Source organism: Mycobacterium sp. Dal123C01, from assembly GCF_052566995.1.
Genome location: NZ_CP199580.1, coordinates 2896656 through 2911648, shown reverse-complemented (window position 1 = coordinate 2911648; position 14993 = coordinate 2896656). Strand labels below are relative to the sequence as shown.

General features: G+C 64.9%; 13 protein-coding genes. 8 read left to right on the top strand and 5 right to left on the bottom strand.

Annotation, left to right across the window (positions count from 1 at the left end; all coding sequences use genetic code 11):
* Positions 1-35 precede the first annotated feature (35 nt).
* From ACTXG5_RS13930 to ACTXG5_RS13910, 5 genes are read left to right on the top strand one after another with little or no spacing between them, the layout of a single operon-like run.
* The gene (locus ACTXG5_RS13930) at positions 36-1043 is read left to right on the top strand and encodes a Rieske 2Fe-2S domain-containing protein (protein WP_445164185.1); all 1008 of its coding nucleotides are present in this window, start codon (positions 36-38) and stop codon (positions 1041-1043) included.
* Positions 1040-1684, top strand: a complete 645-nt coding sequence (locus tag ACTXG5_RS13925) for a cysteine hydrolase (RefSeq protein WP_445164184.1) — start codon at positions 1040-1042, stop codon at positions 1682-1684. The genes ACTXG5_RS13930 and ACTXG5_RS13925 overlap by 4 nt, the downstream gene beginning before the upstream one ends.
* On the top strand, positions 1681-2301 hold the full coding sequence (locus tag ACTXG5_RS13920; protein WP_445164183.1) for a PaaI family thioesterase: 621 nt from the start codon (positions 1681-1683) through the stop codon (positions 2299-2301). The genes ACTXG5_RS13925 and ACTXG5_RS13920 overlap by 4 nt, the downstream gene beginning before the upstream one ends.
* An 8-nt stretch (positions 2302-2309) precedes the next feature.
* The gene (locus ACTXG5_RS13915; RefSeq protein ID WP_445164182.1) at positions 2310-3968 is read left to right on the top strand and encodes an acyl-CoA synthetase; all 1659 of its coding nucleotides are present in this window, start codon (positions 2310-2312) and stop codon (positions 3966-3968) included.
* Complete coding sequence (locus ACTXG5_RS13910) at positions 3965-4798, top strand: SDR family NAD(P)-dependent oxidoreductase (RefSeq protein ID WP_445164181.1); 834 nt, start codon at positions 3965-3967, stop codon at positions 4796-4798. The genes ACTXG5_RS13915 and ACTXG5_RS13910 overlap by 4 nt, the downstream gene beginning before the upstream one ends.
* On the opposite strand, the gene ACTXG5_RS13905 is transcribed toward ACTXG5_RS13910, so the two are convergent.
* Positions 4795-6234, bottom strand: a complete 1440-nt coding sequence (locus ACTXG5_RS13905) for a coniferyl aldehyde dehydrogenase (RefSeq protein WP_445164413.1) — start codon at positions 6232-6234, stop codon at positions 4795-4797. The genes ACTXG5_RS13910 and ACTXG5_RS13905 overlap by 4 nt on opposite strands.
* Before the next feature lie 216 nt (positions 6235-6450).
* Here ACTXG5_RS13905 and ACTXG5_RS13900 point away from each other — a divergent pair, with 216 nt between their 5' ends.
* The 3 genes from ACTXG5_RS13900 (at position 6451) to ACTXG5_RS13890 (ending at position 10137) form a co-directional block, all read left to right on the top strand.
* Positions 6451-7656 (top strand): cytochrome P450, encoded by a 1206-nt coding sequence (locus tag ACTXG5_RS13900; RefSeq protein WP_445164180.1) that lies wholly within the window; start codon positions 6451-6453, stop codon positions 7654-7656.
* Between the two features lie 68 nt (positions 7657-7724).
* On the top strand, positions 7725-8942 hold the full coding sequence (locus tag ACTXG5_RS13895) for a CaiB/BaiF CoA transferase family protein (protein WP_445164412.1): 1218 nt from the start codon (positions 7725-7727) through the stop codon (positions 8940-8942).
* A 49-nt stretch (positions 8943-8991) separates the two neighbouring features.
* Positions 8992-10137, top strand: a complete 1146-nt coding sequence (locus ACTXG5_RS13890; protein ID WP_445164179.1) for a thiolase family protein — start codon at positions 8992-8994, stop codon at positions 10135-10137.
* 113 nt (positions 10138-10250) lie between these two features.
* On the opposite strand, the gene ACTXG5_RS13885 is transcribed toward ACTXG5_RS13890, so the two are convergent.
* From ACTXG5_RS13885 to ACTXG5_RS13870, 4 genes are read right to left on the bottom strand one after another with little or no spacing between them, the layout of a single operon-like run.
* On the bottom strand, positions 10251-11444 hold the full coding sequence (locus tag ACTXG5_RS13885) for an acyl-CoA dehydrogenase family protein (protein ID WP_445164178.1): 1194 nt from the start codon (positions 11442-11444) through the stop codon (positions 10251-10253).
* A 15-nt stretch (positions 11445-11459) separates the two neighbouring features.
* Entirely contained in the window at positions 11460-12518 is a 1059-nt protein-coding gene (locus ACTXG5_RS13880) for an acyl-CoA dehydrogenase family protein (protein ID WP_445164177.1), read from the bottom strand.
* 21 nt (positions 12519-12539) lie between these two features.
* The gene (locus tag ACTXG5_RS13875) at positions 12540-13373 is read right to left on the bottom strand and encodes an amidohydrolase family protein (protein ID WP_445164176.1); all 834 of its coding nucleotides are present in this window, start codon (positions 13371-13373) and stop codon (positions 12540-12542) included.
* The gene (locus ACTXG5_RS13870; RefSeq protein WP_445164175.1) at positions 13370-14992 is read right to left on the bottom strand and encodes an acyl-CoA synthetase; all 1623 of its coding nucleotides are present in this window, start codon (positions 14990-14992) and stop codon (positions 13370-13372) included. The genes ACTXG5_RS13875 and ACTXG5_RS13870 overlap by 4 nt, the downstream gene beginning before the upstream one ends.
* Position 14993: the final 1 nt, after the last annotated feature.

Here is a 14993-nt window from a genome sequence, read left to right as displayed (position 1 = left end):
CTTAGTATGAGCGAAACTACTACAGGAGGGCAGGCGTGAGGGTCCCGTTCACCTGGAAAGTCACCGGATGGTTCATGGTCGGGTGGTCGCCGGAATTTCCCATTGGCGAGGTCCGACCCCTGCAGTACTTCGGCGAGGATCTCGTCGCCTATCGCGACGAGTCCGGCGAGCTCCACGTTCTGGAAGCGCACTGCAAACACCTCGGCGCCCACATCGGCCACGGTGGCAAGGTGGTCGGCGACTGCGTCGAGTGCCCCTTCCACGGGTGGCGCTGGGGTCCGGACGGCACCAACCGACACATCCCTTATCAACCGGACCGCCCCAACCGCGCGCTGCGGCTGCGGGTGTTTCCGGTCCGCGAGCAGTACGACTGCGTGTTCATCTGGCACCACCCGGACGGCAAGGAGCCGCAGTGGGACATGCCGGACATCTTCGGGAAGTTCCCGCAGTTCGAAACCGATCCGGCGGGTTACTACCGGGCATACCCAGAGTTCTCCCGGCGTGCCGAGCGCGAACCGGTGCATCCGCAGATTGTGGCGGAGAACGCCCCCGACAGCGCCCATTTCGAGTACGTCCACCACGCCACGGTCACGCCCACGGTGCTGGACTGGAAGATCGTCGACCAGGAATGGCAGTTCATCGCGGGATGGCCGGATGCGCGCAGCGACGATCCAGAGGATCTCGCATTACGGTTCCATAGCCACTTGTTCGGTCTCGGCGGGGCGATCAGCGTCTTCGAGGGTGCACAGAACCATCGCCTGATCTTCACGTGCACGCCGGTCGACGACGAGTGCTCGGATCTGTTCTACTCGATCTGGTGGCCCCGAATCCCCGGCGATGACTCCGACGTGCCCGCCGGCAAGCTGCGCGAGCTCATCGAAAAGCAGTTCCTGTCCACCGTCTTCGACGATCTGCAGATCTGGCGCTATCAGAAGTACGTGGAAAATCCGGCGCTGTCCAAGGTCGACGCGAAAGGCTATATGGCACTGCGGAAATGGGCGACACAGTTCTACGATGTGCCGGCCGTGAGCACGTCCGCATGACGGCTCGACTCGCGGGTCTCGCCGCCCCCGAGCACACCGCGATCATCACTCAGGAGTGTCAGGGCGCGGTGATGGGTCCGGACGCCGGACTGGCAATGCTCGCCGACGAAGCGCGCCGAGAGGCGCTCCCCAACATCGCGCGGCTGCTGCCGGCGGCCCGAGCCGCCGGAGTCCACGTCGTGCACTGCTTGGTGCAGCGGCGCCCGGACGGGCTCGGCTCCAACCACAACGCGAAGATTTTCGCGATGGGCCGCGGCTCCGGACCTACCCAAGTAGATATCACCCCCGGTACACCCGGCGCAGCACTGCTGCCCGAATTAGGCCCCGAATCAACGGATTTGGTACTCAGCCGCTGGCACGGCGTCGGACCGATGGGTGGTACCGACCTCGATGCGGTGCTGCGTAACCTCGGGGCGTCCACGCTCGTTGTAGTCGGCGTGTCGCTGAACATCGCGATACCCAACCTGGTGATGGATGCGGTCAACGCCGCCTATCGGGTGATCATCCCCCGTGATGCAGTGGCCGGCATACCCGCCGACTATGGTGCAGCGATGATCGCCAACACGCTGTCGCTGCTGGCCACCATCACCACGACCGACGATCTGCTGCAGGCATGGCAGCCCGCCGAAGGGACGCGATGACCGAAACAGCGCCAGAAGTTCGGGGCGGATTTCCCGATGTCAAGCCGGTCGGAGATGCTCCCCCGGAGCTGGGTCCGTTTGTTGCGGCGATGCGCCGCCTACAGGACCTGACCATGTCCACCAACCCGGACCCCGCACTGTGGGCCGCCGCGACCGCACACCTCGACAGCGCCTGCGCGTTACTGGACGGCCACCAGGTCCCCGAAACCGAGGCTGTGGCCGGCCGGGTGCTGAGTCTGCCCGGGCTGGGCCATCCCCTGCTCCCGCCGTGGATCCTTGCGGAATCCGGACCGGGCGGCGTGACCATGGAAGGTCACTTCACCCGATCCCACGTGGGCGGCAACAACGCCGTGCACGGGGGAATGATCCCGCTGTTCTACGACTGGCTGTTCGGGATGGTGGTTTCCACCGCGGGCATTCACCCGACCCGCACTGCGTACCTGCACGTCGACTACCGCAAGATCACCCCGATCGACGAACCATTGATCGCCCGGGGCCACATCAGCGATGCCGACGGCAGGAAAGTCTTCATCTCCTCGACCATGACCGCGGCCGATGGTTCGCTGCTCAGCGAAGCCAAGGGCCTGATGGTCCGTCTGCTGCCCCACCAGCCGTGAGAGGCGCAATGTCAGATACCGCAACACAATTCACGGTCCCCGCCGTCGCCAAGGCCGTCGCGGCCGCGATCGGTGACCGGGAGCTGCTGATCCAGGGTGATCAGCGATTCAGCTACGCGCAAATCGTCGAGCGATCCAACCGTCTCGCTGCGTATCTGCACACCCGTGGACTCGGCTGCCACACTGAGCGCTCCGGCCTTGCCGGCCATGAGGTGGGCCAGGACCTGCTCGGCATATACGCCTACAACGGAAACGAATTCGTCGAGTCGTTGCTCGGCGCCTTCCAGGCGCGCGTGGCTCCCTTCAACGTCAACTTCCGCTACGTCAAAAGCGAACTGCAGTACCTGCTGGCGGATTCGGGCGCGACCGCCCTGGTCTACCACGCCGCGTTCGCCCAGCGAGTGGCCGAAGTGCTGCCCGAGCTTCCGCGGCTACGGGTGCTGATTCAGATCGCCGATGACTCCGGCAACGACTTGGTCCACGGCGCAGTCGATTACGACCGCATCATCCGTTCCAGCTCGCCGCAGCCGCCGCCGGTGCAGCACTCGCCCGACGACTTGTACGTCTTGTACACCGGTGGCACCACGGGGATGCCGAAGGGTGTGCTGTGGCGCCAGCACGACATCTTCATGACGTCCTTCGGCGGCCGCAATATCATGACCGGTGAACCTGCCGGCTCGGTCGACGAGATCGTGGCCCGACTGGCCGGCAGCGCCGGGACCAAGTTGATGATCCTGCCGCCGCTGATCCACGGTGCCGCGCAGTGGAGTGTGATGACCGCACTGACCACCGGGCAATCCGTCGTCTTCCCGTCGGTCGTCGACCGCTTGGATGCCGAGGACGTGGTCCGGACCATCGAGCGTGAGCGGGTATCGGTGGTGACAGTGGTCGGAGACGCGATGGCACGGCCGCTGCTCGCCGCCATCGAGAAGGGCATCGCCGACGTGTCGTCACTGGGCGTGATCGCCAACGGCGGCGCCCTACTGACCCCGTACGTCAAGCAGCGCCTGATCGAAGCCCTGCCGAATGCCGTCGTCGTCGACGGCGTCGGATCCTCGGAGACCGGGGCGCAGATGCATCACATGTCGGCGTCCGGGGCGGTATCCACCGGCACCTTCAACGCCGGCCCGGACACCTTCGTGGCGGCCGAGGATCTGGCGTCGATCCTGCCGCGGGGTCACGACGGGATGGGCTGGCTGGCCCAGCGCGGTTATGTTCCCTTGGGGTACAAGGGAGACGCGGTCAAGACGGCCGCGACGTTCCCGGTCATCGGCGGCGTGCGGTATGCGGTCCCCGGAGATCGAGCGCGCCATCGCGAGGACGGCAGCATCGAGTTGCTCGGCCGCGATTCGGTCACGATCAATTCCGGCGGCGAGAAGATCTTCGTCGAGGAGGTCGAGACCGCGATCGCGTCGCATCCCGCGGTGGCCGACGTGGTGGTCGCCGGACGGCCGAGCGAACGCTGGGGCCAGGAGGTCGTCGCGGTCGTCGCGCTGTCCGAAGGGGCTCGCGCGGAGGCCGATGATCTGGTCGCCCACGCCGCGCAATCGCTGGCTCGCTACAAGCTCCCCAAGGCGGTCGTGTTCCGTCCCGTCATCGAGCGCAGTCCCTCGGGCAAAGCCGACTACCGCTGGGCGCGCGAGCAGGCAGAGGAAGGGACTTCGTGAAGTACCAGGGTCGTATCGCCGTCGTCACTGGCGCCGGGTCCGGAATCGGCCGCGCGTTGACCTACGCCCTCACTCAGGACGGGGCGCACGTCGCGGCATCTGACATCGACAACGCGAATCTTGCTGAAACCCAGGCATTGTGCCGGTCCGGCCAGGTGACCACGTATCAGGTCGATGTCGCCGACCGCGACGCGGTGTGCGGGTACGCCGAAGACGTGCGCCGCGACCTCGGGCCCGCCTCGATGGTGTTCAACAACGCCGGGGTTGACCTGTTCGCCAGCGTGGCGGACATGTCCTGGAAAGACTTCGACTGGCTCATCGGCATCAACATCGGCGGCGTGGTCAACGGGACCAAAGCCTTCCTGCCGCAGCTGATCGAATCCGGCGCCGCCGACCGGCCCGCACGGTTGATCAACCTGTCCAGCGCCTTCGGTCTGATTGCGATCCCCTACCAAAGCGCCTACAGCACTTCGAAGTTCGCGGTGCGCGGATTCACCGAGGCCCTGCGACAGGAAATGATCATCGAGCGGCATCCCGTGACCGTGCATTGCGTACACCCCGGTGTCGTGCGCACCAACTTCGGGACGAACATGCGCACCGCAGACACCGAGGATCCCGAACTCGCAGCGAAGCACTTTCAACGTGCAGCACTCACCTCTGCTCCGAAGGCGGCCCGGCTCATTCTCCGGGGGGCAGACAGAAACCGCGCCAGAATCCTCATTGGGCCCGACGGGCGCGTCATGGCGGCGATGCCTCGTGTCCTCGGTGCGGGATACGTCGGCATTTTGGCCCGCGCCGCGAGGTTGGCGAACTTCGGTTCGGCCCGCTAGCCGCGTGGGCGATCGCCCTTGAGCCGGCGACGCGTACGGGCTCGCGTCACGCGCATCATGGCGTCGGCATACATCCGCATCGACTTGCCGAACGGCGGCGCAGCGCTTCCGGTGACGCTGAACGGCAGATCACTTCCCACCACCGACCGGTGATGGCTGAACGCATCGAAGCCGGCTTTGCCATGGTAGGCGCCCATTCCGCTTCGGCCGACGCCGCCAAATGGCGCGGCTGACGGAATCATCTGCGCGGCAAAGTCGTTGCGGGCGACGCCACCGCTGCGCGTGTTGCAGACAAAGTTGCGGAAGTCGGCGTCATCGGGCCCATACCAGTAGGCAACCAGCGGCGCCGGCCGTTGGTTGATGTAGTCGATGGCCTCGGCCAGCCGCGAATATCCCTTGACCATCAGGACCGGGCCGAAAATCTCCTCGCTGGCGATCTTCATCCGGTCGTCGATGTCGCGGACGATGGTGGGTGCGATCTTGCGGGTGCCGCGGTCGGGCAACAGCTCCCCGTCCGGCACAACGGATTCCACGGTGGCGCCATTGACTCGCGCGTCCTCGATCAGGCCGACCACCCGGTCGAAATTGGCCTGATTGACACTCGAGCAGTAGTCGTCGTTGGCAACGATGCTGGGAAACATGTCGCGCAGGGTCTCCCGTGCGACACCGACGAAGGTGTCGATCTGGTCGTCGGGGACGAAAACGTAGTCGGGGCACACGCACACCTGTCCGCCGTTGACCATGCGGCCCTGCGCGATCCGGGTGGCGGATCGACGGATGTTGGCACCCGGCGCGATGACGACGGGGTTCTTGCCGCCGAGCTCCAGCGTCACCGGAACCAGGTTCTGTGCGGCGGCCCGTTGCACCAAGGCGCCGACCGACGGCGAACCGGTGAAGAACAGATGGTCGAAGGGCAGCGTCGCGAAGACCGCGGCGACGTCGGGGCCGCCGGTGACAACGTCGAGTTCGTTCCGGTCGAAGTAGTTCGGCACGGTCGCCTTCATCAACTCGGCGGTGTGCGAGGTGATCTCCGACATCTTGATCATCACCCGGTTGCCCGCGGCGAACGCGGTCGCGGCGGGCAGGACCACGAGATTGAGCGGAAAGTTCCACGGACCGATGATTCCGACCACCCCGAGCGGTGATGGCTGTACCTCGGCCCGCAGCCCGAACAGTCCTGCCGCGCGCATCAGCTTGGTCGCCCGCATCCATTGAGCGACATGGGATCTCGTGTGCTCGATGACCGAGATCATCCCGATGACCTCGGTGAACAACGTTGCCGCCTTGGACCGCGTGCCGAAATCGGTGGCCATCGCCTCGACGAACTCGTCAGTGTTGTCGAGAACGAGCGCCATCAGCCGGTCGATGCGGTTGCGCCGCAGCGCCAGGCTGGCCGGCCCGTCGGCGATGAAGGCTTGGCGCTGTCCGGCCAGAATCGCGCCCAAGGCCGCCCGCTGCTGTTCGACTGTGCTGTCAGCGCGTTGCTCGAGTGTGCTCATTGTGACCTCGTAACGACAGTGGCGCTGGCCGGACACCAACTTCTCACGACGGTGCTGATCTTAAGCCCATATTGTCTACTGTAATAATTACAGTACGATCTTACGCAAAGACCGCCCGTTCGCGCTGAGATGGTGAAAATGCTGGAGATTTAGGTGACGACCAACGTTCACACCGCCGGCACCGGCGACCAAACCGTCAGCCTGCGTGACCCCTACCCGTTCTTCGCGCACAAGCGCCGCGAATCCGGCGTCTTCCGCGGGACGGTCATGGACTACAGCAAGACGCCCGAGTCCCTGCAGCCCAAAAACGAGTACTCCGCGGTGTCGTTCAACGCGGTCAACACGGTGTTCCGCGATGGCCGGGTATTCAGCTCCAAGCCGTACGACAAGACCATCGGTCTGTTCATGGGTCCCACCATTTTGGCAATGGCGGGCACAAAGCATCGCGAGCACCGCAACCTGGTGTCGGCGGCGTTCAAGTCCAGGGCGCTGGCCCGCTGGGAGCCGGAGATTGTGCGCCCGATCTGCGACGCCTTGATCGACGAGTTCATCGAGACCGGTACAGCCGACCTGGTTCGGAACTACACCTTCGAATTCCCCACCCGCGTCATCGCCAGGCTGCTGGGTCTGCCGGACGAAGACCTGCCAATGTTCCGCAAGCGCGCGGTGGAGCTGATCAGCTACCACGTCAACTACGAACGGGCCTTCGAGGCCTCGGCGGCGCTGAAGGATTACTTCGTCGAGCAGATCGAGCAGCGCAAATCCACGCCCACCGAAGACATCATCGGCGATCTGGTGACCGCCGAGATCGACGGCGAAAAGCTCAGCGATGAAGCCATCTACTCGTTCCTGCGGCTGCTGCTGCCCGCCGGGCTGGAAACCACCTATCGGTCCTCAGGCAACCTGCTGTATCTGCTGCTCGCCCATCCCGACCAGTTCGCCGCGGTACAAGCCGATCACGAGCTGATCGGCCCCGCAATCGAGGAAGGCCTGCGCTTCGAGACGCCACTGACCACCGTGCAGCGGTTCACCACCGAAGACACCGAGCTGGAAGGGGTGACGATTCCGGAGCGCTCCGTGGTCGGCGTGTGCATCGGTTCTGCCAATCGCGACGAAACCCGCTGGGAGCGATCGGAGGAATTCGACGTCTTCCGCAAGCACGTGCCGCACATCTCCTTCGCCGCCGGCGAGCACACCTGTTTGGGGCTGCACCTGGCGCGGCTGGAAACGCGCGTCGCGATCGAATGCCTGCTGAACCGGTCGACCAACATCACGCTGCTCACCGATGACGATCCGCACATCTTCGGTCAGCCGTTCCGCTCGCCGACCGCACTTCCCGTCACGTTCGACGCCAAGTAGCGTCCGCGGTAGTTCGTCAAACGTCCGGCCCGAAGAAGACGGAGTTAGTGGGAGAAATGGTCAAGGTAATGCAGGGCTTTCGAGTCCTCGAGCTTGCACAGTTCACGTTCGTCCCCGCGGCGGGCGCGATCCTCGCCGACTGGGGCGCGGACGTCCTCAAAATCGAGCACCCGCTGCGCGGTGATACCCAACGCGGCTTCCTCAACATGGGTGGCATCCAGGTCAATCCGGACCGTCATCCGCTGATGGAGCATCCCAACCGGGGTAAGCGCAGCGTCGGCGTCGACGTCTCCACGCCGGGCGGTCAGGAAGTGATCTACGAACTGGCCAAGACTTCCGACGTATTTCTTACCAACTACAAGCCCGCACAACGGCAGAAGCACAAGTTCGACGTGGAGCACATTCGCGCGGTCAATCCAAATATCATCTACACCCGCGGTTCGGCCTACGGCGACAAGGGCGCCGAGCGTGACACCGGCGGCTACGATGGGACGGCGTTCTGGACGCGCAGCGGCGTCGGCTACGCGCTGACGCCCGAGGAGTTGGGCGGCGCACTGGGACAAGGCATTCCCGCGTTCGGCGATTCGATCGGCGGCATGTTCATCGCCGGCGGCATCTCGGCGGCGTTGCTGCATCGCGAACGCACCGGCGAGGCCGTCGAGCTCGACGTATCGCTGCTGAGCACGGCTTGGTGGGCGGCGGGGGCGAGCATGACGCAGGGTATGGAGACCGGGGAGGTCATGCGCTCGCCTATGCCGGGCTCCGCCACCGCGATGTCGGTGAACCCCTTCATGGGCAACTACTTGACGTCCGACGGCGGCACGATCAACCTGTGCATCATCAGCCCGACCGGGTTGATCCTCGATACCTTCGAGCACCTCGGCATCCCCGAGGCTGCCGACGATCCGCGCTTCTCCGAGGTACTCCCGTTGATACAGAACGCCGGGGCCGCAGCGGAGTTGATCACGAAGGCGTTCGCCGCCAAGCCTTTTGACTACTGGCGACAGCACCTGAAGACGCTGAAGGGGCAATGGGCGCCGTTCCAGAGCCTGCTCGACCTGGCCAACGATGAACAGGCCATCGCCAACGACATGATCGCCGAAGTCGAAGTCGCCAGCGGCGGAGCGCCGTTCAAGGTCGTGCGCGGACCGGTGCAGTTCAACCACGAGCCGCTGGTGACCACCCGCGCCCCGCAGGCGTCGGAGCACACCGAGATCGTGCTGATGGAGATCGGCATGGATTGGGACCGGATCGAGGAGCTCAAGAACGCAGGAGCCATCGCATGAATCGCCCCGGCGACGATGCAGAGCGAAGCGATGAGGAGGAGTGGGGCGCATGAATGACGTCGCCATCATCGGGGTGGGCTTGCACCCGTTCGGGCGATTCGAGGGCAAGTCGGCGATGCAGATGGGTGTCGACGCCATCCTCGCCGCGGTCGCCGATGCCGGTATCGCGTGGCAGGACGTCCAGTTCGCTACCGGCGGTAGCTGGACAGTGGCCAACCCGGACGCGATTGTCGGCATGGTCGGCCTGACCGGCATCCCGTTCATCAACGTGTTCAATGCGTGCGCCACCGCGGCCAGTGCTGTCAAGACCTGTGCCGACGGAATCCGGTTGGGCGATTACGACATCGGTATCGCGATCGGCCTGGACAAGCACCCGCGCGGAGCGTTCACCGAAGACCCGGCGCTGGTGGGCATGCCGAGCTGGTATGCGGAGAACGGCCAATACCTGACCACGCAGTTCTTTGGCATGAAGGCCAACCGGTACCTGCACGACCACAACATCTCCCACGAAACGCTGGCCAAAGTCGCCGCCAAGAATTTCCGCAATGGAGCGTTGAACCCCAACGCCTTTCGTCGCAAGCCGATGTCGGAAGAGAATATCCTCAACTCGGCGATGCTCAACTATCCGCTGACTCAGTACATGTTCTGCGCACCCGACGAGGGCGCCGCGGCGGCGGTGATGTGCCGGGCAGATCTCGCGCACCGCTACACCTCGAAGCCCGTATACCTGAAGGCGGTGGAGGTCCGGACCCGGCGCTACGGCGCCTACGAGGTCAACACCACCTGCGCGCCGGTCGAAGAAGATTTGGCGCCAACGGTTTACGCCGCCCGTAGCGCGTTCGAGAAGGCCGGCGTCGCTCCCGACGACGTCGACGTGATCCAGTTGCAGGACACCGATGCCGGCGCCGAGATCATCCACATGGCCGAGTGCGGGTTCTGCGCACACGGCGACCAGGAGAAGCTACTGGCCGAGGGTGCCACCGAGATCAACGGCCCGATGCCCGTCAACACCGACGGAGGGCTGATCGCCAACGGCGAGCCCATCGGCGCCTCCGGGCTGCGGCAGATCCACGAAATCGTTCGCCAACTCCGCGGTGAGGCCGGCGATCGCCAGGTGCCCGGGAATCCGAAGGTGGGGTTCACCCAGTTGTACGGCGCACCGGGCACCGCCGCGGCCACAATCCTCACGACCTGACGGGACCGCGGCGCCGCTCCCCGTCGAGCGTGAACCTACTGCTGCGACACGCCGGGGAAGACCGGTGTCAGTTCACGCTCGGCGTCGGCGACGGAAAAGGCAGCGACGACGGATCAGGAGACCTTCTTGACCGGGGGTGAGTAGTTGGGCTTGCCCAGCCCCAGCGTGTACTGGCCGATCATGTTGCGGAACACCTCGAGGGTGCCACCGTAAATTCCGACCAACGGGGCGAACCGATAGACGTATTCGGCGCTGCCGTCATCGGCGGCCCCGTCGGTTCCGAGCGGCAGGGTCGAGGCCGCTCCGTGTAAGTCCATCAGATCCGGGGAGATGTCTCGCATCGTTTGGGCGATCGCCACCCGCCCATAGATGTTTGGGGAGGACAGTGCCGCCTCCAACCGAGAGACGCTGCGGCCCAGTCGAAACGCGACCGACTCATCGTCGACAAGCTTGCGCCCGTTAGGATCCGGCCGTGTCACGGCCGCCACCGCGTTGTCAACAGCCGTCGCCATGGAACCGGCCTGGTGCATCATGATCGAGGTGTCCTGCAAGCCGTCAGGTTCGGCCGCGACCGCGCCGTGCTCGGTGTTGAGCGGCTCGCGCAGCACCGTCCAGCCCGCGTGCACATCGCCCAGCCGGTACTTGTCGTCGACGCGGACATCGCTGTAGTAGACGATGTTGGTCCGGTCGCCGTCCACGGTGCGGATGCCCTGGATCTCAATGCCCGGCGAGTTCAGCGGAACCAGGAACATGGTCAGGCTCTTGTGCTTTGGCTCCTCCGGTGCGGTGTTGGTGATCAGGAAAACGTATTGGCAGTTGTGGGCGCCGGTGGTGAACATCTTCGAGCCGTTGATCACCCAGCCTTCGCCGTCGCGCACCGCGCGGGTTTTGCAGGTGGCGACGTCCGAACCGCCTTCGGGCTCGGTGTAACCGAGGCAGAGCCGGACCTCGCCGCTAAATACTCTGGGCATCACCTCGTCCCGCAGCTCGGCCGAACCGAACTTCGCGACCGACCGCGCCACCATGGAGGTCGTCCCCCACGTCACCCACGGCACGTGAGCCCGCCGCTTCTCCAGGTCCCAGATGCGCCGGCGCACCCGGGTGAATCCGCCCTCGGATTCCGGCTTCCATTCCAGCGCCAAATAACCCGCGGCGCCGATCGCCAGGTGTACGCCTTCGTCGAAATTGTCACCGGTCTCGCGGTCACGGCGCCGGACCTCTTCGGTCACTTGGGTTTTGAGGAAGTCGCGCACCTCCTCGCGGAACGCCTTGTCTTCATCGGAGAGCTCCACCCGGGAGAAGTCCATATTTTTGCTCCTGTCCTAGACGGCCGCGGCCGTGCTCTCCCGGGCGGCCACGACCTCGGCGACCCGCTTGGCGGTGGCACCGGGATCACCGGCCGCCAGCGGCCATCCCCGGGCACGCACGAGGTACGCCGTCGCCGCGGCTTCGGCCGAAACACCCAGTCCGCCCTGGATGTGGACGGCCATCGTCGCCGCCTTGGCGGCCTCCTCGGCCATGAACACGAACGCCGACGGCGCCAACTCGGCTCGTTCGTCGGGTTCGTTGTCCAGGAACCAGGCCGCGCGCCGGGCGAGGTTGCGTCCACCCTGAACCGTGATGGCCATGTTGGCCAGTGGATGCGAAATAGCCTGCAGCGTCGAGATGGGGACACCCAATGTGTAACGGGACTTGGCGAATTCGGCCGCGATGGTCATCGTCTCCTCGACCAGGCCTACCAGCGCCGCCGCGGTCAGCAATCGCCATTCATCCAGTGCGCGTTCGTAGTTCGCCAGCGCTTCGGGCCCTTGCGCGACGACCGTGCGGGTGTCGGCGGCGGCCGGATCGACCCAGGCCATCGGCAGCCTGCCGAGGTTGTCGACCTTGGCCGGCCGGGTCCCGAACGCCAGGCGCACCACCTGGTCGCCGTCCCGGATGATGATGTGGTCGGCGATCGATCCCGTCGGTATCAGCCGTACGCCCGGTGCGCCGCCGATTCGCGCATCGAGTCCCGCGAGCTGTTCACCGTCGGCGACGCCGGCAGTGTCGGAGCCGAGCGCCCCCAGGCGGCCCAGCAGCCGCGCCGCGCACACATGGTCGATCCACGGAACCGGCGCGAGCGACCGACCGATCTCTTCAGCCACCAGGGTGAGATCGACCAGAGTCGCGCCGTCGCCCCCGCAGGACTCCGGGAGCGCCATGGTGGTCGCACCCATCGCGCACAGTCGCTCCCAGAGGTTCTTGTCGAATCCGGAAGGCTCTGCGGCGCGGACTGTTTCGATGGAGCAGTGCGTCTTGAAGAATTGCTTGTACGCGTTTTGCAGATCCACATGGTGATCGGACAGGCTGTAGTCCAGCCTGCGCAGCTCGAAGCGGTCCATCGTCAGTGCTCCTGTCGTATCTCAGGCTCGGTCGCCGAAGAAAAACTCTTGTGCGTTGTTGTACAGATAGTTGTCCAGCACCTCGGCGGGCAGATCCAGCGCTCGGGCTTCGGGCACCACCCGGCGCATCCGCAATACCGGCCAGTCCGATGCGTAGATGACCTTGTCCGGACCGCGCGTACGCATATAGTGCAGCAGGCTTTCCGGCAGTCGCTTGGGCGACCAGGCCGAGGTCATCAGGCGAAGATTGGCGTACTTGAGCAGCAGCCGGATCGCGACGTCCCACCACGGATCTGCTCCGTGGATCATGCACAGCTTCAATTCCGGAAACCGCACGCACACCCGGTCGAGATGAATGGGATTTTGCACCTCTCCGGGGATCGGCGGCCCGGGAATACCCGTGTTGACGCACAGCGGCAGGTTGAGCTCCGCGCACTTGGCGTAGAGCGGATAGTAGACAGCATCGCTGGGCGGATACTGCCCGTCACCCCAAAAGCTCGGTCCCACTACGGCATACGCGACCGGTAGGTCGGCGACGATGGCGGTCAGTTCGCGCAGCGACCGCACCGGACGCAGCAGGTTGACTCCACCCATGGCCAGCGCGAATCGTTCCGGCTTGGCTTCGACGAACTTCCGTGCGGTGGTCGACGGGCTGACGAGGTTGTCCATCAGGACAGCTTTTTGCACCCCTTGCTCGTCCATCTCGTCGAGCAGCTCGGACAGGTCGACCGGCGCGAACATCGACTCCGGACCTTTGAAGTAGTCGTCGCGGACCTTGAGCATCCACGTGGGTTGCTGATCGGTCTCACCGAAGTGGACGTTGATCAGGCAGTCGATGGCACGGCTTTCTGTCATTTGGACACCGGATCCTTGTCGCGCGCCGAACGTTTCGCCCATCGGTAGTCGGCCTTGCCGTTGCCTAAGCGTTGGACGTGGTCGACGAAAATGAACTCCTTGGGCGCCTTGAACCGCGCCAGCTGCGCCGTACAATGTGCGTGCAGCAACTCATGGCCCGCATCGGCTCCATCGCGCAGTTCGACGAGGGCGACCACTTCTTCGCCCCAGCGCTCACTCGGGCGGCCCACCACCAAAGCGTCGGCGATCGCCGAATGGGCACGCAGTACCTCTTCGACTTCTTCGGCGAACACCTTTTCGCCGCCGGTATTGATCACCTGCGAGTCACGGCCGAACAACCGCAAGGTGCCGTCGGACTCCAAAGCAGCGCGGTCCCCAGAAATCACCACCCGCTTACCGGCGACCTCAGGGAAGGTCTTGCGCGTGGCGTCGGGATCATTGAGGTATCCGAGCGGGATCCGGCCTTCCCTGGCGACCCAGCCCACCTCCTGTTCGCCGGGCGTAAGAAAGTGGCTGTAGTCCTCGGAGAGGACCAAGCCGCCCTCGCGCAGCGTGAAGGTGTCGGTTCGAGTGTCGGCGCGGCTGTGCCCGAAGCCCATGTTTCCGGTCTCCGACGATCCAAACCCATTGATGAGCGTGAGCTGGGGCAGCAAGTCCAACAGCGCCCGTTGATATTTCGCATTGGTTGCGGCCCCACCGGTGCCAATCGCATACAGCGACGACAAGTCGTAGTGGCCACGTTGTAACTCGGCGACCAGCGGCGCCGCGTATGCGTCCCCGACCATCGTCATCATGCCGACCTTCTCGCGCTCAGCGGTCTCCCACACCGATCGCGGATCGAGCTTGTTACTCGTGTCGTACAGCACCACGGGCGTGCCGGCCAGGACCGCCGCGAACGCCGTCCACATGCCGGCGGCGTGCATCAGCGGTGAGACAGCGAACCACGGCGGCCCGCCGGCGTGCACCTTGTCGTGAATCTCGGTGGCGCTTTCATGGTCGGCCCCCACCATCGACGACACGTAGATGTCGGATTGTCGCCAGAGCACGCCCTTGGGCCGACCGGTGGTGCCTCCGGTGCAGATCATCAGTAGATCGTCGGGCGATGCCGTCATGCCGTGGTCGGTATCACCCTGTGCCAGTGCATCATCCAATGCCACCGCGCCGGCCAATTGCGGGGCGGTGCTGCCGTCATCGACGGACACCAATAGGTCGGTGCTGTCGGGCGGCAGCACATCGGCGAACTTGGCGCCCAGCGAGCGGTGATAGATAACCGCCCGTGGTTGCACGTAGTCGAGCAACTCGCCGACCTCACGCGGCGTGTAGTTGTAGTTGATGTTGACTGGGACGGTGCGCGCCTTGAGGCAACCGATCACCATGTCGGTGTAGAGATCGTTATGCATGATCAACGCGACGCGATCCTGCCCGCACTCCCAGCGCTCGAGAGTATCGCGCTCGCGATGTGCGCCGAATCCCTTGCCGGCCAAAAAGTTCGCCAGCCGGCGGCTACGGTCTGCCGACTCGGAGAAGGTGCTGCGACGGGATCCGCACACGGTCATCAAACGGTCGGGGATGACGTCGGCGATGGCGTCGAGAACCGCCCCGATGGTCCATTCACTCATG